Genomic DNA, 24,876 nt, shown 5'->3' with positions numbered 1-24,876 from the left:
GGCTAAAGCCTGCCCGAGCAGGGCCAGGTCAAAAGCGATTTCGTACAGGCTAAAGCCTGCCCGAGCAGGGCCGGCAGTCGCCCCGGCCCTGCACCCGCGCTATCCGGCAAACACAACCGCCCGCTGCGCGGGTCCCTTCGTCGGTTCACATTTCTTCACGGACCGCTCGCGATTCGCTCCCCGCTCAGCGCTCCCTTGTCCCGCCATCCATGGCGGGCCATCCTAAAATGTTCACCTCCTCAGCAGTTGTGATGCCTCTAAAGGTCAAAACCCAGGTCAAAACCTGAACATCTAAGACAAAGCCAAACGCCAAACGCCAAACGCCAAACACCAAATACCAAGCACTAAACACCAAACACCAAGCACCAAGTACCAAACACCAAACACCAAACACCAAACACCAAACACCCAACACCAAACACCAAACACCCAACACCAAACACCAAACACCAAATACCAAATACCAAGCACCAAATGCCAAACGCCAAATGCCAAATGCCAAATGCCAAATGCCAAATGCCAAATGCCAAATGCCACAGGCCACAGGCCACAGGCCACAGGGCAAAGGCACTTTAATTTTTAGTTTCAGATATCAGATTAAGGATCCCGGGCTTTGAGCTTTGAGCTTTGAGTTTTGAGTTTTGAGTTTTGAGTTTTAGGTTTTAGGTTTTAGGTTTTATTTAAAATTTCATCTTTTATCTTTTCGGTTTTGACCTGGGTTTTGACCTTTAAGAGGCATCACCACCGCCGAGGGAAAAGTGTTTTCCAGGGCGAGCCGCAGGGATGCGGCGAGAGGGCGCGTTGAGCTGGGAGCGAATCGCGCCTGGTCCGTCAGGAAAATGCTTTTACTGAGGGAACCCGCCTTTGGCGGGCGGTTGTGTTTGCCGGATAGCCGGGGTGCAGGGGCGGGGCGACTGCCGCCCCTGCTCGGGCGGCCCGAAGGGCAGAACGAAATAGCCGTTGACCTTAAAGACGTTGACCTTAAAGACGTTGACCTTAAAGACGTTGACCTTAAAGCCGCCTGCAAGGCAGAACCAGGCAGCCATTGACCTTACGCCGCCTGCAAGGCAAAAAGCCGCCCGCTCCCGGGCAAAACTTCCGGCCAGCCCGGCCTAAGGGATTTGCCCACGGCAAACACCCGCCTCCTCCTTCATTCAACTGTCATGAAACGGCGGTATCACAGCCTGCGTAGCCCGACACTGTGCCGGTGCGTTTAGCAACGATAATAACAGGTGAGACATGAGCCAAAACAGCACACTCTCCACGCCTCCGCTGGCCCAACACGGCCGTCCTAATATTTACGGTAAGAACAGTCGTACCACCATTACCTTCTTTATTTTATTGCTGGTGCTCGGCATCGCCTTTGCCGGGGTGAATCTGTTTAACGACGTCGAAGAGAGCGGGGCGCAATTTACCAGCTACGTGCCGTTTCTGCTGCTCGGCCTGGCGCTGCTGATTGCGCTGGGCTTTGAATTTGTGAACGGTTTTCACGACACCGCCAACGCCGTTGCCACGGTGATTTATACCCACTCGTTGCCGCCGACCACCGCGGTGATCTGGTCAGGCTTCTTCAACTTCCTCGGCGTGCTGCTTTCCAGCGGCGCGGTGGCGTTTGGCATTATCTCGCTGCTGCCGGTTGAGCTGATTCTGCAGGCGGGCAGCGGCGGCGGTTTCGCGATGATTTATGCGCTGCTGTTCTCGGCCATTATCTGGAATCTCGGCACCTGGTATTTTGGCCTGCCGTCATCATCGTCGCATACGCTGATCGGATCGATTATTGGCGTCGGCGTGGCGAATGCGCTGCTTAACGGCCGCGACGGATCCAGCGGTGTCGACTGGGATCAGGCGCTGAAGGTCGGCTATGCGCTGCTGCTGTCGCCGGTGATCGGCTTTGTCAGCGCCGCCGCGCTGCTGCTGGTGATGAAACGTTTTGTGAAAAATCGTCAGCTCTATCGTGCGCCGGAAGGGCCAAAGCCGCCGCCGATCTGGATCCGCGGCCTGCTGATTCTGACCTGCACCGGCGTGTCGTTTGCGCACGGATCGAATGATGGCCAGAAAGGCATGGGTTTGATCATGCTGATCCTCGTGGGCACCATGCCGATCGCCTATGCGCTGAACCGCTCGATACCGCCGGAGCAGATCCCCCGTGTAGCGGCGCTGGCATCAGTTACCGCCCAGCAGCTGCACCGTCAGTATCCGCAACCGGCTAGCGTAGAATCGCCGCGCGCGGTGTTAACCGAATATGTGCGTACCGGCGAACTGAAACCGGCGGTAATGCCCGCGCTGGCGCAGCTGTCGGCCACTATCTCCGATGATATCCGTCAGTATGGCGACGTAAACCGCATTCCGGCGGAGCGGGTCAGCAACACGCGCAACAACATGTATCTCGCGTCGGAAACCATCAAGCATGTTAAAAGCGAAAAGGTGGCGGTGACGCCGCAGATTGGCGATAACCTCACCGCGCTGAAGGCGGAACTGGATAACGCCACGCGCTTTATCCCGTTCTGGGTCAAAGTGGTGGTAGCCATTGCGCTGGGCCTCGGCACCATGGTGGGCTGGCGACGCATTGTCGTTACGGTAGGCGAGAAGATTGGCAAAACGCATTTGAGCTATGCGCAGGGCGCCAGCGCCGAAGTGGTGACGATGTTCACCATCGGCGCGGCGGATGCTTTTGGCTTACCGGTCTCCACCACGCACGTGCTCTCCTCGGGCGTGGCGGGATCGATGGCGGCTAACCGCTCCGGCTTGCAGCTCAGCACGCTGCGCAATCTGGCGATGGCATGGATTCTGACCCTGCCGGTCTCCATCCTGCTCTCCGCGCTGCTTTACTGGCTGTTTAAACACTTCTGAGTCAGCTGGCGGCAATGTCCTTTGCCGCCTTTTCCAGCGCGCTGACAATCTTCGCCAGCGTGGCGGGCGACAGATCCGCCTGCGCCAGGCGCTGATGCAGCGTGCCTTTCATCAGATGAATCGCCTCGCTGATGGCCGGAATATCACGGTTAGCCACCAGCACCGCCAGCGTTTCCAGTCGCGCGGTCACCGCCGTCAGCTTCTCCTGCTGCTCTGCCAGCGCATCATGACCTGCTGTGGTGAGCTGCCAGGCTTTTTTGTCGCCGCCGTCAGGCGCCGGAGCAATCTGTCCCATCTCTTCCAGTAACGTCAGATTGGGATAGATCAGGCTCGGGCTGGGGGCATATTCGCCACCGGCCATCTCCTCAATCGCTTTGATCAGTTCATAACCGTGCGCGCTGCGCTGTGCGAGGATATGCAGCATCAGCAGCCGTGCATCGGCAGCATCGAGCAGCCGTTCGCGCCGTTTCTGCCTGCCCGCGCGCGACTGGGCGCTTTTCTCCTCCCGCATTACGCCTCCGCTTTCTGATGCCAGTACGCCACGGCGCGGATCCAGCGGTCGTCAATCTGCCGCTGCTGCACCAAAGAATCAGCCAGTGCTTTGGTCTGCGCACCTTCGCCGGTCAGCCAGAAGAAGTAACCTTCGCCCGGCAGCGTCAGTGCGTGCAGCGCAGCAGTGAGCGCCTCGGCGGAGTCGAGCCACTGAAAATGAATGCCCGGCTGCTCGCCAAGATAGGCGCGACCGACCGCTTCATTTACCTGCGCCAGCACGTGAATCTCTTTTTCCGCCAGCAGCGGCCGCAGTTCCGCCAGGCGACGTTTGAGCGCCGGTAAGCCGGTTTCGTCAGCGCTGTAAACCTGGAACGGATAGTCGGTGGGAATGATCGTCGAGCCGCGCGGGCCGCCAACCGCCAGCGCATCGCCCGGCTGAGCACGTTTGGCCCATTCGCTGGCGACGCCGCCGTCATGCAGGAAGAAGTCGATGGTCAGGCTGCCTTCACCGTCAAACGCCAGCGGTGTGTAATCGCGTGCTGCGGGGCGCACGCCCTGCGGCCAGCTGATGCCCTCATCGGTGAGCGTCGGCAGATGCAGTACGCCGTTGGCATCGGGGAAAAACAGCTTGCTGTGATCGTCGAAGCTCGGCGAATGAAAGCCTTTCAGCTGCTCACCGTGAAAGACAATGCGGTAAAACGCGTCGGCAACCCGCGTTTTTTGCTGGACGGTCATCTGGCGGAATACCAGCTCGTTTTTCACGCGTTGTGGCACGGCATAGTGCAGCGGAGTGGATTCAATACTCATGGCATAGTCCTGTCTGAAAGAGGGCGGGGCTGCTTCATGGGCAGCCGTTTACGTTGTCTCATACCCTATCTAAGATATATTTTAGAAACAAGCGCGATGGCACAAATCGTCCGCCTGGCAACAGCGCTGTACCCTGGTCTGTGCCGCAATCGCACTTTTTGCCCGTAGTAAAAATGCATAGCCGCCGGGCGGAAACAATTAAAAAATAGGTGGGTGAAAGGGGCGAAATAAGGCGCCGTAAGCGTTAAATAAAATTGCTCATGCTCTTTTTTTACCTAAAAGTCGCCTGTGAAATTAATTTTGCTAAAAGTGGCAGTAAATTCATTTGCTTCAGGCTAAACATAATCCTTTTTATCACCCTGGATTGCCGGAAATAAACGCCATCAGGCGTTAAAAAAAGCCATTACGACCCGGTTTCACGCTGTGTTTAATGCATAAGTTGCTGCTTTTTAACAACTCGCCTTGTCATTTACATTGCCTTTACATTGCGTGTCGATATTTAACCTGACGCCTTGTTTTTTATCATAATAGTTTCAATAAAAAACAATGATCAGCGTCAAAATAAATTGATATAGTTGCCTCCGGTTCATTTTTCCTTATTTTCCGCTCTCTTTTTATTCGCTATTGAATTCAGAATAATAAAAAAGTAACAAATGAAATCGATTTGTTAAATATAAGTAATTAACAAGGTGTGTTATGTCGCATAGAGGTAAGCAATGTTCGGATTAGATGCGTTTCATCTGGCAAGGATACAATTCGCGTTTACGGTCTCCTTCCACATTATTTTTCCCGCCATCACCATCGGCCTGGCCAGTTTTCTGGCGGTGCTGGAAGGGCTGTGGCTGAAAACCCGTAACGATGATTATCGCGATCTTTACCACTTCTGGTCGAAGGTGTTCGCGGTGAACTTTGGCATGGGCGTGGTTTCTGGTCTGGTGATGGCCTATCAGTTCGGTACCAACTGGAGCGGCTTTTCGCAGTTCGCCGGTAGCGTCACCGGCCCGTTGCTGACCTATGAAGTGCTGACCGCCTTCTTCCTTGAGGCGGGCTTCCTCGGCGTCATGCTGTTCGGCTGGAACCGCGTGGGTCCTGGCCTGCATTTCTTCGCCACCTGCATGGTTGCGCTGGGCACTATTATCTCCACCTTCTGGATCCTCGCCTCCAACAGCTGGATGCAGACGCCGCAGGGCTATGAGATTCAGAATGGCCTGGTGGTGCCGGTGGACTGGATGAAGATTGTCTTCAACCCGTCGTTCCCGTTCCGCCTGATGCACATGGCTACCGCGGCGTTTCTGGCCAGCGCCTTTTTTGTTGGCGCCTCGGCGGCGTGGCATCTGCTGCGTAAAAACGATACCCCGGCTATTCGCAAAATGTTCTCTATGGCGCTGTGGATGGCGCTGATCGTCTCGCCGATTCAGGCGATGCTGGGCGACATGCACGGGCTGAATACGCTGCACCATCAGCCGGCGAAAATCGCGGCGATTGAAGGGCACTGGGAAAACCCGCCGGGTGAACCGACGCCATTAATCCTGTTTGGCCTGCCCGATATGGAGCAGGAAAAAACCAAATATGCGCTGGAAATTCCTTATCTTGGCAGCCTGATCCTGACGCACAGCCTGACCGAGCAGGTGCCAGCGCTGAAGACCTTCCCGAAAGAGGATCGTCCTAACTCCACCATCGTGTTCTGGTCTTTCCGCGTGATGGCCGGGCTGGGCATGCTGATGGTGCTGATGGGCGTGGTCAGCCTGTGGCTGCGCGTGAAAAAACGCCTCTACAGCTCGCGTCCGTTCCTGTGGTTCTGCCTGTTCATGGGGCCAAGCGGCTTAATCGCTATTCTGGCCGGTTGGTTTACCACTGAAATTGGCCGTCAGCCGTGGGTGGTGTATGGCCTGCTGCGCACCAAAGATGCGGTCTCTGCCCATGGCGATCTGCACATGAGCATCAGCCTGATCGCCTTTATCGTGGTTTATATGTCGGTGTTTGGCGTTGGTTACAGCTACATGACGCACCTGATCAAGAAAGGGCCGAAGCCGGGCGAGGGCGGTCATACGCCAGAAGGCGGTCCGGGCCAGAAACGTACGCCAGCCCGTCCGCTCTCTGCGGTGCAGGAAGGTCATGACTCAGCAGAAGAGGTGAAATAATTCGATGGGTATCGATCTCTCTATTATCTGGTTCACCATCATCGTCTTCTCCACCCTGATGTATATCGTCATGGATGGCTTCGACCTGGGTATCGGCATCCTGTTTCCGTTTAACAAGGATGCGGTTGAGCGCGACATGATGGTTAACACCGTGGCGCCGGTCTGGGACGGTAACGAAACCTGGCTGGTGCTGGGTGGCGCGGCGCTGTATGGCGCCTTTCCGCTGGCCTATGCGGTGATTGCTGATGCGCTGGCGATTCCGTTGACCGTGATGCTGTTTGGCCTGATTTTCCGCGGCGTGGCGTTTGAGTTCCGTTTCAAGGCTACCGTCAGTCACCGCGCCTTCTGGGATAAATCCTTTATCTTTGGATCGGTGGTCGCCACCTTTAGTCAGGGCGTGGCCGTTGGCGCGATCCTGAACGGTTTCCCGGTGGTGAATCGTACCTTTGCTGGTTCTGCGCTGGACTGGCTGGCGCCGTTCCCGCTGTTCTGCGGCGTTGGCCTGGTGCTGGCCTATGCGCTGCTGGGCGCCACCTGGCTGATCATGAAGACCGACAACGCGCTGCATCAGAAGATGTCAAAACTGGTGCCGCCGCTGCTGCTTGCCCTGTTGGCGGCGATCGCGGTGATCAGCATCTGGACGCCGCTGTCACACGCCAGCATCGCCCATCGCTGGTTCACGCTGCCGAACCTGTTCTGGTTTCTGCCGGTGCCGGTGCTGGTAGTGCTGTGCGCCTGGGGCCTGCTGAAAGCGGTGAAGCGCCATGCGCACTACACACCGTTTCTGCTGACGCTGGCGCTGATTTTCCTTGGCTTTACCGGCCTCGGCATCAGCATCTGGCCAAACATTATTCCACCGTCGATCTCCATTTGGGATGCCGCATCACCGCCGCAAAGCCAGGGCTTTATGCTGGTGGGTGGATTGCTGATTATCCCGGTGATCCTGTGCTACACCTTCTGGAGCTACTACGTGTTCCGCGGCAAAATCACGCCGGATGAAGGCTACCATTGATGATTCAGGAGGGTTCTGTGACTGAAGCAACCGCAACACCCAAAGCGCCACTGTGGCAGCGCATGCTGTGGCTGGTGATTATCTACGGCGCCAGCGTGCTGGCGTTAGGCGTCGTCGCCATGCTGTTCCGCATGATGATGACCGCGGCAGGCATGAAATCTCACTGATCGCTGAACGCCCCGCAACGGGGCGTTTTTTTATGCGCACGGCTTCCCGGTGGTGCCAATCGTTAACAATGTAATGATTTCATGCTAAACTACTTCACCATTTGATAAACCACTGCCCGCTAGCGCGCATCCGCAATGAGAAAGTCCGACCTCACGTTAAAACAGGCCTACTTCAGTCAGCTTATCGGCTGGATAGAAGCCAACCTCTCTGCCGAACTCAATATCGACACCATTACCGACAAATCGGGATATTCAAAATGGCACATGCAGCGGCTGTTTAAAGATTACACCGGCGAAACGCTGGCGAATTACACCCGCAAGCGCCGTTTGACGCAGTCTGCCGTGGCGTTACGTAAAACGCGCCTCTCTATTCTGGATATCGCCATTCGTTACGGTTTCAACACCCAGCAGCACTTTACCCGCGTGTTCAAAAGCCATTTTCATCAGACGCCTGCCGCCTATCGACGCGCCAGCCAAACCGATGACAGCGCGCTCTATTGCCCCTTTGGTGGCACGGCGATCCCCGAGCCTCAGTTGCCCGCATGGATGATGAACAACGCCGATGAAAAAAACGTGGAAAAGAGCACGCGTTAATAAGACGACAGGGCGCGCTGGCGGCATAATCGCCGCGCGCTGAAGATGGCGTAATTTCCCGCTCAACCTTTCACTGATTTTTAAAAAAGCAGAAGATCATGCGCTCGTTACTGTTTACTGTACTATTTGCTGCGTCACTCGCGGGCCAGACGGCCTGTGCGCAGAGCACCTCGCCGCTGAACGAAAAAAACAACATGCTGCACAACACCCGCTGCCACGAAGGCGAAATCCTCGGGGATGCCAATCTGTCAGAGCATCTCGATGAGGGCGCGTCCTGCGCCCTGCAGTAAGGCTTACTCGCTGGTGCGATAACGCTCAAGCCAGTGCGCATAAGGCGCTGGCAAGACCCACGCGGCGCGATCCTGATTAAGTTTCAGCGCGGCATGGTAAGGCCAGTGTGGATTTGCCAGGTGCGCACGACCCACCATCACCAGATCCAGCTGTGATTTCTCCACGGTTTCGTTCGCCATTGCCGGCACATCAATGCCCCAGGCGGAAGCGACCGGAATATCCGCATCGCGACGCACGCGTTCGGCAATCGGCGCCAGAAATGCCGGTCCCCACGGAATAGCGGCGTCCGGCGTAGAAAAGCCGATGCTGACGCTGAGCATATCCAGACCGTTTTTACGCATCTCGTTCGTCACCCAAATTGACTCCTGCAGCGTCTCTTCGTCGCGGCCATCATATTCGATGACGCCGAAACGGGCGGTCAGCGGCAGGTGCTCAGGCCACTCTTTGCGTACCGCATCCAGCGTTTCCAGCATGAAGCGGCTGCGGCCCTGCAGATCGCCACCGTACTCATCAGTGCGCTGGTTGGAGTGCACCGAGAAAAAGCTCTGCGCCAGATAGCCGTGGGCGAAATGCAACTCAATCCACTCAAAACCGGCATCGCGGGCGCGACGGGTAGCGGCGGCAAAATCAGCGGTGACGCGGGCGATATCTTCACGTGTCATTTCGCGTGGCACCTGCGGCAGGTTTTGACCAAAGGCCACGGCAGATGGCGCGATGGTTTCCCAGCCGCGGGCATCACCGGCGGTGATATGGTCATCGCCTTCCCACGGGCGGTTGGCGCTGGCTTTACGCCCGGCGTGGGCAATCTGAATCCCCGGCACCGCGCCTGCTGCTTTGATGTCACGGGCGATCTTAGCCAGGCCTTCAGCCTGCTCGTCGTTCCAGATGCCGGTACATCCCGGTGTGATACGGCCCTCAGGGGAAACCGCGGTGGCCTCAACGATCACCAGGCCCGCGCCGCCACGCGCCAGAGCGCTGTAGTGCACGTTGTGCCATTCGTTAGTGAAGCCGTCAACGGCGCTGTACTGGCACATTGGCGGTACGGCGATGCGGTTGCGCAACGTCACTGATTTCAGCGTAAAGGGGGAAAATAACCCTGACATAGCTTCTCCTGAATACTGCGTTAAACATGCCTGCGGACAACATTGTCCGGCAGGAAATCGGTTGGCATGAGCCATCGTCGCGACATTGCCACGCGATCGCGTCATCGCGATAATACCCGTTCACTGCGCCCGCGCACTTACCACCAGTGGCTGTGGCTGCACGAATGTGGGCTTGCCGCGCAATAGCTGGCAAAATAGGGCTTCATTCTGATCCTTGTCGGAGTATCGTCATGTCCCCTTCACCCGCTATCACCATCGAATACTGTTCACAATGCAACTGGCTGCTGCGCGCCGCATGGATGGCGCAGGAACTGCTGCACACCTTCAGCACCGATCTCGCATCGGTGACGCTGGTGCCGGGCACCGGCGGCATCTATCAGATCAAAGCCGATGGCACGCTGCTGTGGGATCGCAAGGTCGACGGCGGCTTTCCGGAGGCGGCGGCGATGAAGCAGCGGCTGCGCGATCACGCCTTCCCGGACAGAAATCTGGGCCACAACGAGAAGCGCGGCAGCTGAAGTCTGCCACGCACTACACCAGATATCGTCGGAACCAGCCCAGCGTGCGATCCCAGGCGAGATCGGCAGCGGCTTTGTCGTAGCGCGGTGTTGAATCGTTGTGAAAGCCGTGGTTTACGCCAGGATAGATCCAGGCCTCGTACTGTTTATTGTTCGCCTTGAGCGCCGCCTCCCAGGCGGGCCAGCCCTCATTGATGCGCGTATCCAGCGCCGCATAGTGGATCAGCAGCGGCGCCTTGATGCGCGGCACATCTTCCGCTTTCGGCTGGCGCCCATAAAAAGGCACCGCGGCGCGCAGCTCCGGAAAGGCAACCGCCGCCGCATTGGCGACACCGCCGCCGTAACAGAAACCGGTTATGCCGACCTTGCCGTTGCTGGCCTGATGGTGCATTAAAAAATCGATGCCGTTGAAAAAGTCATTCATCAGTTTGGTGGCATCGACCTGCGCCTGCAGCTCGCGCCCTTTGTCGTCATTGCCGGGATAGCCGCCCACGCTGCTCAGGCCATCCGGCGCCAGCGCCACAAAGCCCGCTTTGGCAACGCGGCGGGCGACATCTTCTATATAAGGGTTTAGGCCACGGTTCTCATGCACCACCATCACGGCGGGCAGCGGACCGCTGGCGTTGGCCGGTTTCACCATGTAGGCGCGCACCTCGCCGTTGCCGGTAGGCGAATCGTAATGAATATATTCCGGGATAATGGCGGGATCGGTGAACTCCACCTGCTGCGCCAGCGCATAGTTGGGGCTCATCATGCCCAGCAGCGTCGCGCCGGTCATGCCGCCAACGGCGAGTTTCGCCGCCATCGAAATGAACTCACGTTTGCTGATTTTTCCGTGGGCGTAATAGTCGTAAAGCTCGAGCAGTTCGGGCGGGAAATCTTTTGCAGTAAGACGCGTCATGACCGACTCCTGTTCAGCAGATTGACCTGTAACATAACAGGCAAATTGATGAAAAAGAAAGCAGTGAGCGGCGTAAAAAAGCCCACCGAAGTGGGCTGTTATCCATCGTCTGGCGAAAGGTTAGCGGCGCGCGCCCGAGGTTTCCACCGGTTCCGCTACGCGTTCCATGGCGATCGGCACGCTTTTATAGGCTGGAATGCCGCTTTTGGTATCGTGGCTGTCCAGCGGCACCAACACGTTCGCTTCAGGATAGTAAGCGCCTGCAGAACCGGCGGCCATATCCAGCACTACAATGGTGAGATTATCCATGCGGCGCGACGTGTGATTGCCCTCAGCATCCAGCGCGATGACGTTAACCTGATCGCCGACGCGTAGCTGACGCTTCTCCGCTTCATCGGCATTGATGAACAGTACATCACGGCGACCGGTGACGCCGCGATAGCGATCGTTCAGGCCATACAGCGTGGTGTTGTACTGATCGTGGCTACGCAGCGTGGTCAGCACCATATCGTGACATTTCAGCGAGCGTGGATCTTCGTTAATCCCCTGCATCACCTTAAACTGCGCGCGGCCAGTTGGCGTGTTCCAGACGCGTTCAGCGGCGGTGTTACGCAGGTGGAAGCCACCTGGCTGCTTCACCCGCTCATTGAAGTCTGCAAAGGCCGGGAACACCTTTTCAATGGCGTCGCGAATAAAGCTGTAGTCGTTGATCATCTTCTGCCAGTCCACCACGGTATTCGGCAGGGTGGCCATCGCCAGCCCGGCAACCAGCGCCGGTTCGGACTTCAGATGCGGCGAGGCAGGCTTTAACGAGCCGCGCGAGGCGTGCACCATCGACATGGAATCTTCCACCGTAACGCTCTGCGCGCCAGACTTCTGCACGTCGGTTTCGGTACGGCCCAGCACTGGCAGCAGGTAATTATGCTTGCCAAGCAGCAGGTGCGAACGGTTGAGCTTGGTCGCCATGTGCACCACCAGATCGAGCTTGCGCATCGCCGGGAAGGTGACCTGCGGATCGGAGATCGCTTCCGCCAGGTTGCCGCCAAGGCAGAGCAGGGCTTTCGAATGACCATCGCGAATGGCACGAATCGCCTCAACCGCCCCGTGACCGTGTTCCTGCGGCGGCCGGAAGCCAAAAGCTTTTTCAATGCTGTCGAGCAGTTCCTGCGACGGAATTTCGGTGATGCCAACGGTGCGGTCACCCTGCACGTTGGAGTGGCCGCGCAACGGGCAGATGCCGGCGCCTTTTTTACCAATATTGCCGCGCATCAGCAGCAGGTTAGCGATTTGCTGCACGTTTTGCGTGCCGTATTGGTGCTGGGTAATGCCCATGCCGTAACAGACGATGGTTCTCTCCGCACTGGCGTACAGACGCGCAATGTGCTGGATTTCCTCACGTTCCATGCCCGACACCTTCAGGATGTGATCCCAGTCGGTGGCATCGAGATCGGCTTTCAGCGCGTCAAAACCTTCGGTGTGTTCGTTGATGAAGGCTTCGTCGATCACGCCCGGCTCGCCCGCCGCCAACGCATCTTCATGCATGCGCAGCAGCAGCTTCATCACGCCTTTCAGCATGGCGGCATCACCACCGACGCGCACTTTGTAGTAGGTTGAGGCGAGTTCGGTTGAGCTAAACGACAGCATCTCGATAGGGCTTTGCGGCGAGGTAAAGCGCTCCAGTCCGCGCTCGCGTAGCGGGTTGATGGCGACGATGGTGCCGCCGCGTTTGGAGACTTCGCGCAGTGTGCCGAGCATGCGCGGATGGTTCGTGCCGGGATTGTGGCCGATGCAGAGCACCAGATCGGCGTGATCAAAATCTTCCAGCTGCACCGTGCCTTTGCCGACGCCGATCGATTCCGGCAGGCCGACGCTGGTAGGCTCGTGGCACATGTTGGAACAGTCGGGGAAGTTATTGGTGCCATATTCGCGGGCAAACAGCTGCCACAGAAACGCGGCTTCATTTGAGGCGCGGCCCGAGGTGTAAAATTCCACGCTGTTGGGGTCTTCATAGCTGCGCAGATGCTCGCCAATCTCGTTAAAGGCGGTTTCCCACTCAATCGGCTGATAAGTATCTGTTGCCGCGTCATATTTCATCGGGTGCGTCAGGCGGCCTTCGCCTTCCAGCTCAAACGCGTTGCGGTGCCAAAGCTCACTGACCGTGTGCGCGGCGAAAAATTCTGGCGTGGTGCGCTTGCTGGTGGCTTCCCAGGAAACCGCCTTGGCGCCATTTTCACAGAACTCAAACGATGAGGCGTGCTGCGGATCGGGCCAGGCGCAGCCGGGGCAGTCAAAGCCTTGCGGCTGGTTAACTTTGAACAGGGCGATCACATCCTGTTTGACCGACATCTGGCCGCGAATAGCGTCAGCCACGGCTTTTAATGCGCCCCAGCCACCGGCTGAGCCGCCATAAGGCGCGATGCCTACGGTGCGATTTTGCTCTTTCATAATGCTCCACATTGTTCTGCTGATTATTTTTCTTCTAAGCCTGGTACATAAATCGCGTTAAGCCGTAAAAGTGGTGTTTTCAATACGTGTTTTACTTTCTCAAAATGTTTCCGCGTTGGGTTTGGGTGCCCGCGTTACGCTTGCCCGATCGGGCCGTTGAGCTAGGATTATTTTCAACGGGTAGCCGCTACCGGCTACGTTAGATTGCGGAGGAAAAATATGGATAAGGCACTGATTTCGTTAGCGGAAGAAACGGCGGAAAAATTAAAGGCAGCGGGCGTGCGTTTGGTGATTGCGGAATCCTGCACGGCGGGCCTCACCAGCCAGGCGATGGGGGCCACCAGCGGCAGCGCGGACTTTTTTAGCTGCGGCGTGGTGAGCTATACCGAAGATGCCAAGCAGCGCGTGCTCGGTGTGAAGGCCGAGAGCCTGGCGCAATATACGGCGGTCAGCCAGCAGGTAGTGAGTGAAATGGCCGAGGGCATTAAGGCGCTGGCCCAGGAGGCGGTGGGCCTGGCGATCAGCGGCTACGCCGGGCCGGACGATGCGGAAGACGGTACACCAGCGGGCACCATCTGGTTTGCATGGAGCCTGCCCAACGGCGGCGTGGTCAGCGAGCGCATGCTGTTTAAGGATGAGCCGGAGCGAGTGATTGTGCAGGCGGCGAGTCATGCTTTGCGGAGGTTGGGGGAGTTATTGGTGTAGGGGGGGGTGCCTGGCAGGCGGCTTTTTAAGGTCAATGTTTTAAGGTCAATGTCTTAAGGTCAACGGCAAGGTCAAAGGCCAGGTCAAAGGCGATTTCGTTCTGCCTTGCAGGCAGCCCGAGCAGGGCCGGCAGTCGCCCCGGCCCTGCACCCGCGCTATCCGGCAAACACACCCGCCCGCTGAAGCGGGTGCCCTCAGCAAATCCCTTTTCCTGACGGACCAGGCGCGATTCGCTCCCGGCTCAACGCGCCTTCTCGCCGCATCCCTGCGGCTCGCCCTGGAAAACGCTTTTGCCTCGGCGGTAGTGATGCCTCCTCAAGGTCAAAACCCAGGTCAAAATCAAAAGCAAAAAGCAAAAAGCAAAAAGCGAAAGGCGAAAGGCGGAAAGAGAAAAGCGGAAATTGAACAGCGGACGGCTGGAGTCGGGAAGCTGTTCGCCAGGTATGAATCGAGGAGAGATAATGAGCGGGCCAGTAAACTAAGGGTTTGGAGGCGAGGAATGAGTGAGTTATTTGCATAATTTTTCGGTTATTGAGATTTTTTAATCGATATTTTTCGTGTTTTTTTATTTTATTTTAATTTTTTCAGTATCTTGTGTTTTTTAGGTGTGACTTTTTATTTATTCTTTTTGGGTTGTTTGGCGGTGGGTAAAGTGCGATTATTGCGCGGCCTTTTTTTCTCCTTTTCTTTGTTTGTTCTCCTTGTGGAAGGTTATCGCGATGACGGGTTTACTGCTGCTGGCTGATGCTGTTGATCGCCGTGTTGTTAAGGTGGAATCCGGGCGATGCGTAGCTTGCCATGCTGGTGCGATACACACACCTAATCTGCGGTGAAGCCGGGTTTGTTGGCTGTTGGACATGCGTAAAAGCAGACATCATCCTCTGTTTTTACTGATGTCTGGCGGGTGAGGCGCGATATCGCTTTGCACCAGAATCAACATCATTCGCCGGGAGTGCTGTGCTCTCCTTTGCTGTGCCTCAGGCACCCGCTCATCCTTGACCGCCGGGGATTTGTGCTATGACTCCGTTAAAAATTGCCGCCAGCATTGCGCTGGCTCCTGTGCTGCGACTGCGCACGATACGCCAGATCGTAACGCTGGATAACACTGACTTTACCGACATTGCCGCCGTTGTGTTGTCGCTGGCCGATGCGCGCAGCGGGATGCTGGCGCTGCTGCGGCATACCGGCTTTTCGCTGCCGGTATTTATTCAGCTGGCGCCGGGGGAGCTGCCGGAAAATCTGCCCGAAGTCACTGCGATACTGCGCGGCGATGAAGGTGATGGCGCGCTGCTGGAAGAGGCCGCGGCCGCCTATGAAGCGGCGCTGCTACCGCCTTTTTTCGATACGCTGACCAAATATGTCGCGATGGAAAACAGCACCTTTGCCTGTCCGGGGCATCAGGGCGGCGCGTTCTTTAAAAAGCATCCGGCCGGACGCCAGTTTTTCGAGTTCTTTGGCGAAACGCTGTTTCGTGCCGATATGTGCAATGCCGACGTGAAGCTCGGCGATCTGCTGATTCATGAAGGATCGGCGAAAGATGCGCAAAAATTTGCGGCGAAGGTGTTTAACGCCGACAAAACCTATTTCGTGCTCAACGGCACCTCCAGCGCCAACAAAGTGGTGACTAACGCGCTGCTGACCCGCGGCGATCTGGTGCTGTTCGATCGTAATAATCACAAGTCCAACCACCACGGCGCACTGATTCAGGCGGGTGCCACGCCGGTTTATCTGGAGGCGGCGCGTAATCCGTTTGGCTTCATTGGCGGCATCGATGCGCACTGTTTTGATGAAGCGTATCTGCGTGAACAGATCGCAGCGGTAGCGCCTGAACGCGCCACCGATGTGCGGCCTTTCCGGCTGGCGATCATTCAGCTCGGCACCTATGACGGCACGGTTTATAACGCCCGCCAGGTGATTGACCGCATCGGCCACCTGTGCGACTACATTCTGTTTGATTCGGCGTGGGTCGGTTATGAGCAGTTTATACCGGTGATGGCCGCCTGTTCGCCGCTGTTGCTCGAACTGAACGCCGACGATCCCGGCATTTTTGTCACGCAGTCGGTGCATAAACAGCAGGCGGGATTTTCGCAAACCTCGCAGATTCATAAAAAAGATAATCACCTGCGCGGCCAAGCGCGGTTTTGTAGCCATAAGCGGTTGAACAATGCCTTTATGCTGCACGCCTCAACCAGCCCGTTTTACCCGCTGTTTGCCGCGCTGGATGTGAACGCCAAAATGCACCAGGGGCCTGCGGGTCGCCGGTTGTGGCACGAATGTGTGATCATGGGCATTGAGGCGCGCAAGGCGATACTCAGTCAGTGCGAAATGATCAGGCCCTTCCTGCCGGATAGTGTTGACGGCGCGCCGTGGCAGGCTGCGCCAACCGAGACCATCGCCGGTGACGCGCGTTACTTCAGCTTTGCGCCGGGCGCAGAGTGGCACGGGTTTGCCGGTTACGCGCGCGATCAATATCTTATCGATCCCTGCAAGCTGCTGCTCACCACGCCAGGCATCGATGCGGCCAGCGGCGACTATGCCGATTTTGGCATTCCGGCGACCATCCTCGCTCACTATCTGCGTGAAAACGGCATCGTGCCGGAAAAGTGCGATCTGAATTCGATTCTGTTCCTGCTGACACCGGCGGAAAGTCGCGAAAAGATGGCGCAGCTGGTGGCGATGCTGCAGCAGTTCGAACGGCATGTAAAAGAGGATGCGCTGTTAAGCGACGTGCTGCCGACCATCTGGCGCAAGAATGCGGTGCGCTATGCGGATTATACGCTGCGCCAGCTCTGTCAGGAGATGCACGATCTCTATGTCAGCTATGGCGTGAAGGATTTGCAAAAAGCGATGTTTCGTCAGGCGAGTTTTCCTGCGGTGGCGATGAATCCGCAGGATGCCAATATTGCGTTTATTCGCGGCGAAGTGGAGCTGGTACCGATCGCCAGCGCACAGGGGCGCATTGCGGCCGAAGGCGCATTGCCTTATCCACCGGGTGTGCTGTGCGTGGTGCCGGGCGAAGTGTGGGGCGGGGCGGTGCAGCGTTATTTTCTCGCACTGGAAGCGGGCATCAATTTGCTGCCGGGCTTCTCGCCGGAGCTGCAGGGCGTTTACAGCGAAACGGATGACCAGGGAGCGAAAAGGCTGATGGGCTACGTCCTGCGTTGATCAACCGATATGGCGGCGCAGGCCGCCATTTTTACGATGTGCTTCCAGCCTCAAGACGCGCCTGATTAATCACCGCTTTGGCCATCCATTGCGCCACTTCTGTTAACTCGCTGTCGTTACAACCCCAGATATCCTTCATAACCAGAAAAATTTCGGAACCGTAGATCAGCGACAACGAATAGATTACCTTGTTGAGTAGCGCTGGCGGCAGCTCTTTCTCAAGCGGCTCGACCACTTTTTGCAGCAGCTGTTTGCGATTGCCGCGTACCAGTTTCTCTTTAACCGGCAGCGCATCAGGCGCCTGCGCCTGTGCCCATTGCGTCAGCGAAAGATGCAGCGCCGCACGCAGCGTGCCTTCGTGTTGCAGCATTTTGGGGAAGGCAAAGGCGATCAGCTCTTCCATGCGGGCACCACTCTCTTTTTCCGTGGGCTGCCACTGGCGCATCGGGCTTAATGTCTCGGTGACAATAGCGGAAACCAGGGCGCTTTGCGTCGGGAAGTAGCGATAGGCGGTCGCGCGTGAGAGCTGAGCAGCATGCGCCACTTCCGTTACGGAAGGAAAAGCGCCGCCATCAAACAGCGCCATAGCGGTGTCAATCAACAAGCGGCGCGTGCGGGCGCGCGTCGATGTGAGTGACGTTCCTTGTTGGGGATCCCTTTCGACCACAATAACCTCATCTTGTCTTTATCCGGCAGCAGTAACCGGAAAGGCACTATAGCAAAAATTACCCGCCGACTGCGGACGAAATTACGCAGCGACGGTGTGGATACATTGAGACGGTTGTTTCATTCTCTTGATTTATTAATCACACCGGTTATATTGTTGGGCAGAAACGCGTATTCAGCCTGCTCTGCACAGGATAGTGTGGTTTTTATTTCAAATTTATCAACTCGTTATTGATTAATATAACAGGATTAGGTAACAGAAATGAACGTAGACAAGGGTTTTATCTATGCAGTTGCCACGGCTGATACTAAAGGAAGAGAACTCAATTTCGTTCGCGATCTGATTGTGAAAACGGCGTTGCCGGTGAAAACGGTGGACCTGTCTACCCATGCGCTGCATGTCGATTCTGCTGCCGATATCACACCGCAGCAGGTTGCGGCCTGCCATCCTGAAGGGGCATCCGCAGTATTTTGTGGTGATCGCGGTAAAGCGATCGCGGCGATGGCGCTGGCGTTTGAACGCTTTCTCAGCCAGGCCACCGACGTTGCGGGCATTATTGGCCTGGGCGGCTCCGGCGGCACGGCGTTGATTACGCCTGCGATGCAGATGCTGCCGATCGGCATTCCAAAAATTATGGTCTCGACCATGGCGTCAGGAGATATCTCCGGCTACATCGGGGCCAGCGATATCAGCATGATCTATTCCGTTACCGACGTCGCCGGCCTGAACCGTATTTCTCGTCAGGTGTTAGGCAACGCCGCGCATCAGATGGCGGGCGCGGTGCTGTTTGCCGACGCCACGGCCAGCAGCGACAAACCTGCGCTGGGCCTGACAATGTTTGGTGTCACCACGCCCTGCATTCAGAACGTCAGCGATCAGCTGGAAGCGGAGTTCGACTGCCTGGTGTTTCACGCCACCGGCAGCGGCGGCAGGGCGATGGAAAAGCTGATCGCCAGCGGCATGCTTGATGGCGTGCTCGATTTAACCACCACCGAAGTGTGCGATCTGCTGTTTGGCGGCGTGTTGGCCTGCGGCGAAGATCGCTTTGATGCCATCGCCCACAGCGGTGTGCCGTGCGTGCTCTCCTGTGGAGCGCTGGATATGGTCAACTTCGGCGCGCGGGCCAGCGTACCGGCGCGTTATGCCGAGCGCCTGTTTTACGAGCACAACGCGCAGGTGACGCTGATGCGCACCACGCCAGAAGAAAATGTCGTCATGGCGAAATGGATCGCGGCCAAGCTGAACCGTTGCCAGGGCGAAATACGTTTCCTGCTGCCGGAAGGCGGTTTCTCAGCGCTTGATGCGCCGGGCCAGCCATTCTGGAACCCGCAGGCTAACGACGCTTTTATCCGCACGCTTGAGGCGGAGCTGCAACAAAATAGCCGGCGGCAGTTGATCCGCCTGCCCTATAACATTAATGATCCACTTTTTGCTAACGAAGCGGTCGGAATATTTCGCCAACTGTTTTCCAGGGAGATTTAACATGCCTGCGTTTACGCGTCAGGAAATACTCAGCACCTTTCGGCAGATGATCGCCCGCCGTGAGCCGATTATTGGCGGCGGCGCGGGCACCGGCCTTTCAGCGAAGTGCGAAGAGGCGGGTGGCATCGATCTGATCGTCATCTATAACTCTGGCCGCTATCGCATGGCGGGCCGCGGTTCGCTGGCGGGTTTGCTCGCCTACGGCAACGCCAATGAAATCGTGGTCGACATGGCGAAAGAGGTGCTGCCGGTGGTGAAAAAGACGCCGGTTCTGGCGGGCGTCAACGGCACCGATCCGTTTTGCCTGTTCGATAAGTTTCTCGACGATCTCAAAACGCTGGGGTTTTCAGGCGTACAGAATTTCCCTACCGTTGGCCTGATTGACGGTAACTTCCGCGCCAATCTGGAAGAGACCGGCATGGGTTATGCGCTGGAAGTGGAGATGATTCGCCTGGCGCATGAAAAAGATCTGCTGACCACGCCTTATGTGTTCAGCGCCGATGACGCGGTGGCGATGACCGAAGCGGGCGCCGACATTATCGTGCCGCACATGGGTTTAACCACCGGCGGTAATATTGGTGCCGAAACCGCCTTAAGTTTGGCGGACTGTGTGCCGATAATAAATGCATGGGCAGAGGCAGCAAAAGCAGTGCGCGAGGATGTGATTGTTCTGTGCCACGGTGGCCCGATCGCCACGCCGCAGGATGCACAATATATTCTTGAACATTGCCCGTTATGCGATGGATTTTACGGTGCCAGCTCTATGGAGCGGCTGCCGACAGAAGTAGCATTAACCGAGACCACACAGCAGTTCAAAAATATAAAACGCTAATACTATTCCCAACACCAGGGGAATTAAGCCAGGCGACCTGGAAGGCAATCCGTCTTTCAGGCAGCCTTTTTTTTGCCTTGCAGGCGGGGTGTGGCAGGGCGATTTTGCCTTGCAGGCGGGCTTTTTAAGGCCAGGTCAAGGACCATTTCGTACAGGCTAAAGCCTGCCCGAGCAGGGCCAGGTCAAAGACCATTTCGTACAGGCTAAAGCCTGCCCGAGCAGGGCCGGCAGTCGCCCCGGCCCTGCACCCGCGCTATCCGGCAAACACAATCGCCCACTTCGTGGGTACCCTCAGCAAAAGCGTTTTCCTGACGGACCATGCGCGACGCGCTCCCGGCGCGGCGCTTATTCTCGCCGCATCCCTGCGGCTCGCCCTGGAAAACGCTTTTCCCTCGGCGTTTGTGATGCCTCCTCAAGGTCAAAACCCAGGTCAAACCCGAAAAGATAAAAGATGAAATTCTAAATAAAACCTAAAATCTAAAACCTAAAACCTAAAACCTAAAATCTAAAATCTAAAATCTAAAATCTAAAATCTAAAATCTAAAATTCAAAGCTCAAAGCTCAAAGCTCAAAGCTCAAAGCTCAAAGCTCGAAATCCAAAACTAAAACCCAAAACCTGAACTCCAACAAACTTAAAAGTCGAAGTGTCTGTGCCTTAGATATTTGGGTTTTGACTTGGGTTTTGACCTGGTTGTTGACCTTGAGGAGGCATCACCACCGCTGAGGAGGTGAACATTTTAGGATGTCCCGCCATGGATGGCGGGACAAGGGAGCGCTGAGCAGGAGCGAATCGCGAGCGGTCCGTGAAGAAATGTGAACCGACGAAGGTACCCGCCTGAGGCGGGCGGTTGTGTTTGCCGGATAGCCGGGGTGCAGGGGGGGGCGCATGCCGCCCCTGCTCGGGCGGCCCGTAGGGCAGAACGAAATGGCCGTTGACCTTAAGACGTTGACCTTAAAAGCCGCCGCCAGGCAGAACGAAACAAAATCCCATCCCTATCGATAACTCCGCTGCGCGGTACTCACCTTATACAAATAACGTCGTGACTCGGCGGAAGGGTGATCGCTGGTCAGCGTCTGGTAAACCTGCGCTGGTGACATGGCGTTAATCAGGTTAAACGCACGGTTCTTATCACTTGAGAACACACGCAGCACGCTACCGGCGCCGCCGTTGTAAGCGGTGATCACCGCATAACGGCGGGAGGTTGGGTTGGAAATCCCGCCCAAATAACTGTTTTGCAGAATCGACAGATAAGCGGTACCGGCATCAATGTTGTTTTCCGGATCGAACAGGTAGCTGCGGCTCGGTTTGCCCCATTTCCCTTTCATGCGGAACACGTCAACGCCAGCGGTGTGCTGCACCACCTGCATCAGGCCCAGCGCATCAGAATGGCTGACTGCGTAGGGGTTGAAGCTCGATTCAATCTGCATGATTGCCAGAATCAGCGACTGGTCAACGCCGTATTTATCGGCAGATTTACGCACCAGCGGCAGATACTTATGCGCACGTTTGTCGAGGTGGTTCGGCACCATCGGAATGGTCACCGACCAGATCACATGCAGGCCGGAAGTGCGTCGCTGCAACTTGTTCTGCAACAGGTAATCAGCAAAACTGGCGGCGCGGCCCTGCCAGCGAATCGGCGCACCGGTGTTATCCAGTACCTGGCCATAGAGCATCGGTTCTTTACTGATCTTGATATCGTTGGCGTCGGAATAGAGATCCACATTGCCGGGATCGTCGCCGACTAACAGCGTACTGATAATCGCCTGACGCAGGCTGGCCGAAGGATCGGTGCCAGAAATGGTTTCAATGGTGATTGAGCCGCGATCAAAGTTGATGTGGCTGCGCGTATAGTAGTTATCGCTATATTTTACGTAATCTTTCGGGCCGGCGATCAGAACTTCATTGATGCCCCAGATGTTCTCGATGTTATGGGCAAACTGGCCCATTAAGATATCGAAAGCGTTGGTGTCTTTGACCCATTCTTCGTGTGAAACTTGCTTTTTATTGCCGGAGCAGGAGATCAGGAGTGGCGCTATTACCATTAAGGCAATTAATTTTTTATTCATTTTAGAGTCGACTAGTGTCAGTGCCTGATAAAGTGCGGGCCTCAGCCGAGGCCCAAACGGTTACGCTTCTGGTGGCGTATAACCGTCGATATGAACCTCTTTGCCTTCAAACAGAAAGTTAACCATCTCCTGCTCCAGCACCTTACGATCGGCTACGTTCATCATGTTGAGCTTTTTCTCGTTGATCAACATGGTCTGTTTCGCCATCCATTTCGACCAGGCTTCTTTCGAAATTTCGTTGTAAATACGCTTACCCAGCTCGCCAGGATAGAGCTGAAAATCCTGGCCTTCAGCATCACGCTGTAAATAGGTACAAAAAATAGTGCGGCTCATTACTCTTCCTCTTCGGTCACGCGGGTCGTCAATTGTTGTGGGTGACGCAACTGTTGCAGCAGCCGCTCAACCGGAGCGGCCAGTCCCACAGACGGCGGTTGCGCTAAGTTATACCAGAGACCACTGCCTTCATCCATCGCTGCGCCGGAAGAAGGCTCGGGTAACCACATTGGCACGATATCGAGATGAAAATGGCTGAAGGTATGGCGGAAGGCGGTGAGCTGCTGCAACGCCGCCGGATCGCGTCCCTGGCTGCGCAGCCAGTCGCGCAGATCGGCGTCGCTGTTAAACTGTGGGAAGCAATAGAGGCCACCCCACAGGCCCACGGGCGGGCGCTGCTCCAGCCAGATGCCGTCGTCGCGCTGCATCATCAAAAACCAGCCTTCACGCACCGGCAGCGTCTGCTTCGGCTTTTTGCCCGGGTAACTCGCCCAGCTGCTGGTGGCATAGGCGATGCAGCCGCGATTCAGCGGGCAGAGTTCGCATTTCGGTTTGGAGCGCGTACAGACCAGCGCGCCGAGATCCATCATCGCCTGGTTAAATTCGCTGACGCCCTGCGCCGGTGTGACCTCTTCACTGATCTGCCACAGCTTTTTCTCTACCTCTTTCTTGCCGGGCCAGCCGGAGACGGCATAACAGCGTGCCAGCACGCGTTTTACGTTGCCATCAAGGATAGGAAAATGCTGGCCGAGCGACAGCGACAGCACGGCGCCCGCGGTGGAGCGACCGACGCCTGGCAGCGCTGAGACGTCCTCGAAGTTTTGCGGGAAGATGCCCTGATGTTTATCCGCTATTTGTTGTGCTGCTTTATGCAGATTGCGCGCACGGGCGTAATAGCCCAGCCCGGTCCACAAATGCAGCACTTCATCCAGCGGCGCGGCGGCAAGATCGGTTACGGTTGGAAAACGCGCCATGAAACGCTGGAAGTAGGGAATCACCGTGGCGACCTGCGTTTGTTGCAGCATCACTTCTGACAGCCAGACTTTATAAGGCGTTTTTTCCTGTTGCCACGGCAGGGTTTTGCGGCCAAAGCGCTGATACCATTCCAGCACTTGTTGCGCGAATGGTTGCGCTTGCATCATAAGAAGGAAATTTTCCGTGATTACTCTACACTCAGGCAGGAATTCCAGCACAGACGCGTAATGCTGTAAACCGGAAGTTTGCAAGAGCTTGCTTCTGCCTGGTAACTTTGCATAATGCCGTTTTCCCAAAATAAGCACAGCAGCAGGCAACCGATGATCAATGACGTCATAACTCCAGAATTTGATGAGAACGGACGGCCTTTGCGGCGCATCCGCAGTTTTGTACGCCGCCAGGGTCGTTTGACCAAAGGCCAGCAGCAGGCGCTGGATCAACTCTGGCCAGTTCTGGGCGTTGAATACCAGCCTGAACCGATCGATCTGCCGCAACTGTTTGGCCGCGAGGCACCCACGGTGCTGGAGATCGGCTTCGGCATGGGCGCGTCACTGGTGGCGATGGCCAGCAGCAATCCGCAGCAAAATTTTCTCGGCATTGAAGTGCATGCTCCCGGCGTTGGGGCCTGTCTGAGCGCGGCGGAAGAGGTGGGCGTCAACAACCTGCGCGTGATGTGTCACGATGCGGTGGAAGTGCTGGAAAAGATGATTCCCGATCACTCACTGCGCATGGTGCAGCTCTTCTTCCCCGATCCCTGGCATAAAGCGCGTCACAATAAGCGCCGCATCGTGCAGGGGCCTTTTGCTGAACTGGTGATGCGCAAGCTGAAGCTGGGCGGCGTCTTTCACATGGCCACCGACTGGGAACAGTACGCCGAGCACATGCTGGAAGTGATGAGCAGCATCGCCGGGTATAAAAATCTGTCCGAGGAGGGCAATTATGTGCCGCGTCCTGAATCGCGACCGTTAACCAAGTTTGAGCAACGCGGGCAGCGACTGGGCCACGGCGTATGGGATTTAATGTTTGAGAGGGTGAAATAATGGCCACACAACGTAGTCGTCGTCTGCGGAAAAAACTGCACATTGATGAGTTTCAGGAACTGGGCTTTTCCGTTGCCTGGCGTTTTCCCGACGGCACCAGCGAAGCGGAAATTGATGCCGCCGTTGATGCCCTGATTAACGAAGTGATCGATCCCGCGGGCCTGGCGTTTGATGGCAGCGGATATCTGCAGTGGGAAGGTTTAATCTGCCTGCAGCAGACTGGCAAATGCACCGACGAGCATCGTGAACTGGTGCGCAAATGGCTGGAAGATCGCCAGTACGCCGACGTTAAAGTCACTGAACTATTCGACGTCTGGTGGGACTAAGCAGCACGTCCCGCTGAGCATGC

General features: G+C 56.4%; 23 protein-coding genes and 1 pseudogene. 13 read left to right on the top strand and 11 right to left on the bottom strand.

The window, feature by feature from the left end; translation table 11 throughout:
* Positions 1 to 184: 184 nt before the first annotated feature.
* Together EM595_RS21155 and EM595_RS21150 are read right to left on the bottom strand one after the other, a co-directional pair.
* Entirely contained in the window at positions 185 to 523 is a 339-nt protein-coding gene (locus EM595_RS21155; RefSeq protein ID WP_157883894.1) for a hypothetical protein, read from the bottom strand.
* A 322-nt stretch (positions 524 to 845) separates the two neighbouring features.
* Positions 846 to 1,046 (bottom strand): hypothetical protein, encoded by a 201-nt coding sequence (locus EM595_RS21150; RefSeq protein ID WP_157883893.1) that lies wholly within the window; start codon positions 1,044 to 1,046, stop codon positions 846 to 848.
* Between the two features lie 193 nt (positions 1,047 to 1,239).
* Here EM595_RS21150 and EM595_RS14580 point away from each other — a divergent pair, with 193 nt between their 5' ends.
* Positions 1,240 to 2,850, top strand: coding sequence for an inorganic phosphate transporter (locus EM595_RS14580; RefSeq protein WP_067433598.1), 1,611 nt, complete (start codon positions 1,240 to 1,242; stop codon positions 2,848 to 2,850).
* Between the two features lies 1 nt (position 2,851).
* Here EM595_RS14580 and EM595_RS14575 read toward each other — a convergent pair whose 3' ends face one another.
* Together EM595_RS14575 and EM595_RS14570 are read right to left on the bottom strand one after the other, a co-directional pair.
* A complete protein-coding gene (locus tag EM595_RS14575) occupies positions 2,852 to 3,361 on the bottom strand; it encodes a PadR family transcriptional regulator (protein ID WP_067433595.1) in 510 nt (169 codons plus the stop codon).
* Positions 3,361 to 4,149: a siderophore-interacting protein gene (locus tag EM595_RS14570; protein WP_173645379.1), complete on the bottom strand. Its 789-nt coding sequence runs from the start codon at positions 4,147 to 4,149 to the stop codon at positions 3,361 to 3,363. The genes EM595_RS14575 and EM595_RS14570 overlap by 1 nt, the downstream gene beginning before the upstream one ends.
* A 716-nt stretch (positions 4,150 to 4,865) precedes the next feature.
* On the opposite strand from EM595_RS14570, the gene EM595_RS14565 reads away from it, so the two are divergent.
* The 5 genes and pseudogenes from EM595_RS14565 (at position 4,866) to EM595_RS14550 (ending at position 8,353) form a co-directional block, all read left to right on the top strand.
* On the top strand, positions 4,866 to 6,290 hold the full coding sequence (locus tag EM595_RS14565) for a cytochrome ubiquinol oxidase subunit I (RefSeq protein WP_067433592.1): 1,425 nt from the start codon (positions 4,866 to 4,868) through the stop codon (positions 6,288 to 6,290).
* Between the two features lie 4 nt (positions 6,291 to 6,294).
* On the top strand, positions 6,295 to 7,302 hold the full coding sequence (gene cydB, locus EM595_RS14560; RefSeq protein WP_067433590.1) for a cytochrome d ubiquinol oxidase subunit II: 1,008 nt from the start codon (positions 6,295 to 6,297) through the stop codon (positions 7,300 to 7,302).
* Positions 7,302 to 7,469 carry a DUF2474 domain-containing protein gene (locus tag EM595_RS20705; RefSeq protein WP_071852526.1) on the top strand — a complete coding sequence of 56 codons (168 nt, stop codon included), beginning with the start codon at positions 7,302 to 7,304 and terminating at the stop codon, positions 7,467 to 7,469. The genes cydB and EM595_RS20705 overlap by 1 nt, the downstream gene beginning before the upstream one ends.
* Before the next feature lie 135 nt (positions 7,470 to 7,604).
* Positions 7,605 to 7,937 (top strand): annotated as a pseudogene (locus EM595_RS14555) (helix-turn-helix domain-containing protein); the annotation flags it as partial.
* A gap of 224 nt (positions 7,938 to 8,161) precedes the next feature.
* A complete protein-coding gene (locus tag EM595_RS14550; RefSeq protein WP_067433584.1) occupies positions 8,162 to 8,353 on the top strand; it encodes a hypothetical protein in 192 nt (63 codons plus the stop codon).
* A gap of 3 nt (positions 8,354 to 8,356) precedes the next feature.
* Here the strand turns inward: EM595_RS14550 and EM595_RS14545 are convergent, their stop codons facing one another.
* The gene (locus EM595_RS14545; RefSeq protein ID WP_067433581.1) at positions 8,357 to 9,457 is read right to left on the bottom strand and encodes an NADH:flavin oxidoreductase/NADH oxidase; all 1,101 of its coding nucleotides are present in this window, start codon (positions 9,455 to 9,457) and stop codon (positions 8,357 to 8,359) included.
* A 230-nt stretch (positions 9,458 to 9,687) separates the two neighbouring features.
* Here EM595_RS14545 and EM595_RS14540 point away from each other — a divergent pair, with 230 nt between their 5' ends.
* A complete protein-coding gene (locus EM595_RS14540) occupies positions 9,688 to 9,975 on the top strand; it encodes an Rdx family protein (protein ID WP_067433578.1) in 288 nt (95 codons plus the stop codon).
* 13 nt (positions 9,976 to 9,988) lie between these two features.
* Here the strand turns inward: EM595_RS14540 and yghX are convergent, their stop codons facing one another.
* On the bottom strand, positions 9,989 to 10,876 hold the full coding sequence (yghX, locus tag EM595_RS14535) for a YghX family hydrolase (RefSeq protein WP_067433575.1): 888 nt from the start codon (positions 10,874 to 10,876) through the stop codon (positions 9,989 to 9,991).
* 120 nt (positions 10,877 to 10,996) lie between these two features.
* Entirely contained in the window at positions 10,997 to 13,321 is a 2,325-nt protein-coding gene (locus tag EM595_RS14530) for an FdhF/YdeP family oxidoreductase (protein ID WP_067435514.1), read from the bottom strand.
* 219 nt (positions 13,322 to 13,540) lie between these two features.
* Here EM595_RS14530 and EM595_RS14525 point away from each other — a divergent pair, with 219 nt between their 5' ends.
* Positions 13,541 to 14,026, top strand: coding sequence for a CinA family protein (locus tag EM595_RS14525; protein ID WP_067433572.1), 486 nt, complete (start codon positions 13,541 to 13,543; stop codon positions 14,024 to 14,026).
* 1,017 nt (positions 14,027 to 15,043) lie between these two features.
* Complete coding sequence (locus EM595_RS14515; RefSeq protein WP_067433566.1) at positions 15,044 to 17,191, top strand: ornithine decarboxylase; 2,148 nt, start codon at positions 15,044 to 15,046, stop codon at positions 17,189 to 17,191.
* Positions 17,192 to 17,222: 31 nt separating this feature from the next.
* Here the strand turns inward: EM595_RS14515 and EM595_RS14510 are convergent, their stop codons facing one another.
* Positions 17,223 to 17,858, bottom strand: coding sequence for a TetR/AcrR family transcriptional regulator (locus EM595_RS14510; RefSeq protein WP_067433563.1), 636 nt, complete (start codon positions 17,856 to 17,858; stop codon positions 17,223 to 17,225).
* A gap of 261 nt (positions 17,859 to 18,119) precedes the next feature.
* On the opposite strand from EM595_RS14510, the gene EM595_RS14505 reads away from it, so the two are divergent.
* Together EM595_RS14505 and EM595_RS14500 are read left to right on the top strand one after the other, a co-directional pair.
* Positions 18,120 to 19,340, top strand: a complete 1,221-nt coding sequence (locus EM595_RS14505; RefSeq protein WP_067433560.1) for a Tm-1-like ATP-binding domain-containing protein — start codon at positions 18,120 to 18,122, stop codon at positions 19,338 to 19,340.
* 1 nt (position 19,341) lies between these two features.
* On the top strand, positions 19,342 to 20,172 hold the full coding sequence (locus tag EM595_RS14500) for a phosphoenolpyruvate hydrolase family protein (RefSeq protein ID WP_067433557.1): 831 nt from the start codon (positions 19,342 to 19,344) through the stop codon (positions 20,170 to 20,172).
* A gap of 993 nt (positions 20,173 to 21,165) precedes the next feature.
* On the opposite strand, the gene mltC is transcribed toward EM595_RS14500, so the two are convergent.
* Genes mltC through mutY form a run of 3 tightly spaced genes read right to left on the bottom strand, consistent with a single transcriptional unit; the run spans position 21,166 to position 23,654 of the window.
* Positions 21,166 to 22,239: a membrane-bound lytic murein transglycosylase MltC gene (gene mltC / locus EM595_RS14495; protein ID WP_067433554.1), complete on the bottom strand. Its 1,074-nt coding sequence runs from the start codon at positions 22,237 to 22,239 to the stop codon at positions 21,166 to 21,168.
* 60 nt (positions 22,240 to 22,299) lie between these two features.
* Positions 22,300 to 22,572: an oxidative damage protection protein gene (locus EM595_RS14490; protein ID WP_067433551.1), complete on the bottom strand. Its 273-nt coding sequence runs from the start codon at positions 22,570 to 22,572 to the stop codon at positions 22,300 to 22,302.
* Complete coding sequence (gene mutY / locus EM595_RS14485) at positions 22,572 to 23,654, bottom strand: A/G-specific adenine glycosylase (protein ID WP_067433548.1); 1,083 nt, start codon at positions 23,652 to 23,654, stop codon at positions 22,572 to 22,574. The genes EM595_RS14490 and mutY overlap by 1 nt, the downstream gene beginning before the upstream one ends.
* 153 nt (positions 23,655 to 23,807) lie before the next feature.
* Here mutY and trmB point away from each other — a divergent pair, with 153 nt between their 5' ends.
* A complete protein-coding gene (trmB, locus tag EM595_RS14480) occupies positions 23,808 to 24,527 on the top strand; it encodes a tRNA (guanosine(46)-N7)-methyltransferase TrmB (protein ID WP_067433545.1) in 720 nt (239 codons plus the stop codon).
* Entirely contained in the window at positions 24,527 to 24,853 is a 327-nt protein-coding gene (locus tag EM595_RS14475) for a YggL family protein (protein WP_067433540.1), read from the top strand. The genes trmB and EM595_RS14475 overlap by 1 nt, the downstream gene beginning before the upstream one ends.
* Positions 24,854 to 24,876 lie beyond the last annotated feature (23 nt).

It is taken from the genome of Duffyella gerundensis, from assembly GCF_001517405.1.
In the GTDB taxonomy this organism is placed as follows: domain Bacteria; phylum Pseudomonadota; class Gammaproteobacteria; order Enterobacterales; family Enterobacteriaceae; genus Duffyella; species Duffyella gerundensis.
Note: the sequence above shows the minus strand (reverse complement) of the source record. Positions and strands in the feature narration are given on the sequence as shown.

Excerpts from the sequence above, each read along its gene's own strand:
- EM595_RS21150 (WP_157883893.1), bottom strand. The coding sequence starts at position 1,046 with ATGGCTGCCTGGTTCTGCCTTGCAGGCGGCTTTAAGGTCAACGTCTTT.
- EM595_RS14580 (WP_067433598.1), top strand. The coding sequence starts at position 1,240 with ATGAGCCAAAACAGCACACTCTCCACGCCTCCGCTGGCCCAACACGGC.
- EM595_RS14575 (WP_067433595.1), bottom strand. The coding sequence starts at position 3,361 with ATGCGGGAGGAGAAAAGCGCCCAGTCGCGCGCGGGCAGGCAGAAACGG.
- EM595_RS14570 (WP_173645379.1), bottom strand. The coding sequence starts at position 4,149 with ATGAGTATTGAATCCACTCCGCTGCACTATGCCGTGCCACAACGCGTG.
- EM595_RS14565 (WP_067433592.1), top strand. The coding sequence starts at position 4,866 with ATGTTCGGATTAGATGCGTTTCATCTGGCAAGGATACAATTCGCGTTT.
- cydB (WP_067433590.1), top strand. The coding sequence starts at position 6,295 with ATGGGTATCGATCTCTCTATTATCTGGTTCACCATCATCGTCTTCTCC.
- EM595_RS20705 (WP_071852526.1), top strand. The coding sequence starts at position 7,302 with ATGATTCAGGAGGGTTCTGTGACTGAAGCAACCGCAACACCCAAAGCG.
- EM595_RS14550 (WP_067433584.1), top strand. The coding sequence starts at position 8,162 with ATGCGCTCGTTACTGTTTACTGTACTATTTGCTGCGTCACTCGCGGGC.
- EM595_RS14545 (WP_067433581.1), bottom strand. The coding sequence starts at position 9,457 with ATGTCAGGGTTATTTTCCCCCTTTACGCTGAAATCAGTGACGTTGCGC.
- EM595_RS14540 (WP_067433578.1), top strand. The coding sequence starts at position 9,688 with ATGTCCCCTTCACCCGCTATCACCATCGAATACTGTTCACAATGCAAC.
- yghX (WP_067433575.1), bottom strand. The coding sequence starts at position 10,876 with ATGACGCGTCTTACTGCAAAAGATTTCCCGCCCGAACTGCTCGAGCTT.
- EM595_RS14530 (WP_067435514.1), bottom strand. The coding sequence starts at position 13,321 with ATGAAAGAGCAAAATCGCACCGTAGGCATCGCGCCTTATGGCGGCTCA.
- EM595_RS14525 (WP_067433572.1), top strand. The coding sequence starts at position 13,541 with ATGGATAAGGCACTGATTTCGTTAGCGGAAGAAACGGCGGAAAAATTA.
- EM595_RS14515 (WP_067433566.1), top strand. The coding sequence starts at position 15,044 with ATGACTCCGTTAAAAATTGCCGCCAGCATTGCGCTGGCTCCTGTGCTG.
- EM595_RS14505 (WP_067433560.1), top strand. The coding sequence starts at position 18,120 with ATGAACGTAGACAAGGGTTTTATCTATGCAGTTGCCACGGCTGATACT.
- EM595_RS14500 (WP_067433557.1), top strand. The coding sequence starts at position 19,342 with ATGCCTGCGTTTACGCGTCAGGAAATACTCAGCACCTTTCGGCAGATG.
- mltC (WP_067433554.1), bottom strand. The coding sequence starts at position 22,239 with ATGAATAAAAAATTAATTGCCTTAATGGTAATAGCGCCACTCCTGATC.
- EM595_RS14490 (WP_067433551.1), bottom strand. The coding sequence starts at position 22,572 with ATGAGCCGCACTATTTTTTGTACCTATTTACAGCGTGATGCTGAAGGC.
- mutY (WP_067433548.1), bottom strand. The coding sequence starts at position 23,654 with ATGATGCAAGCGCAACCATTCGCGCAACAAGTGCTGGAATGGTATCAG.
- trmB (WP_067433545.1), top strand. The coding sequence starts at position 23,808 with ATGATCAATGACGTCATAACTCCAGAATTTGATGAGAACGGACGGCCT.
- EM595_RS14475 (WP_067433540.1), top strand. The coding sequence starts at position 24,527 with ATGGCCACACAACGTAGTCGTCGTCTGCGGAAAAAACTGCACATTGAT.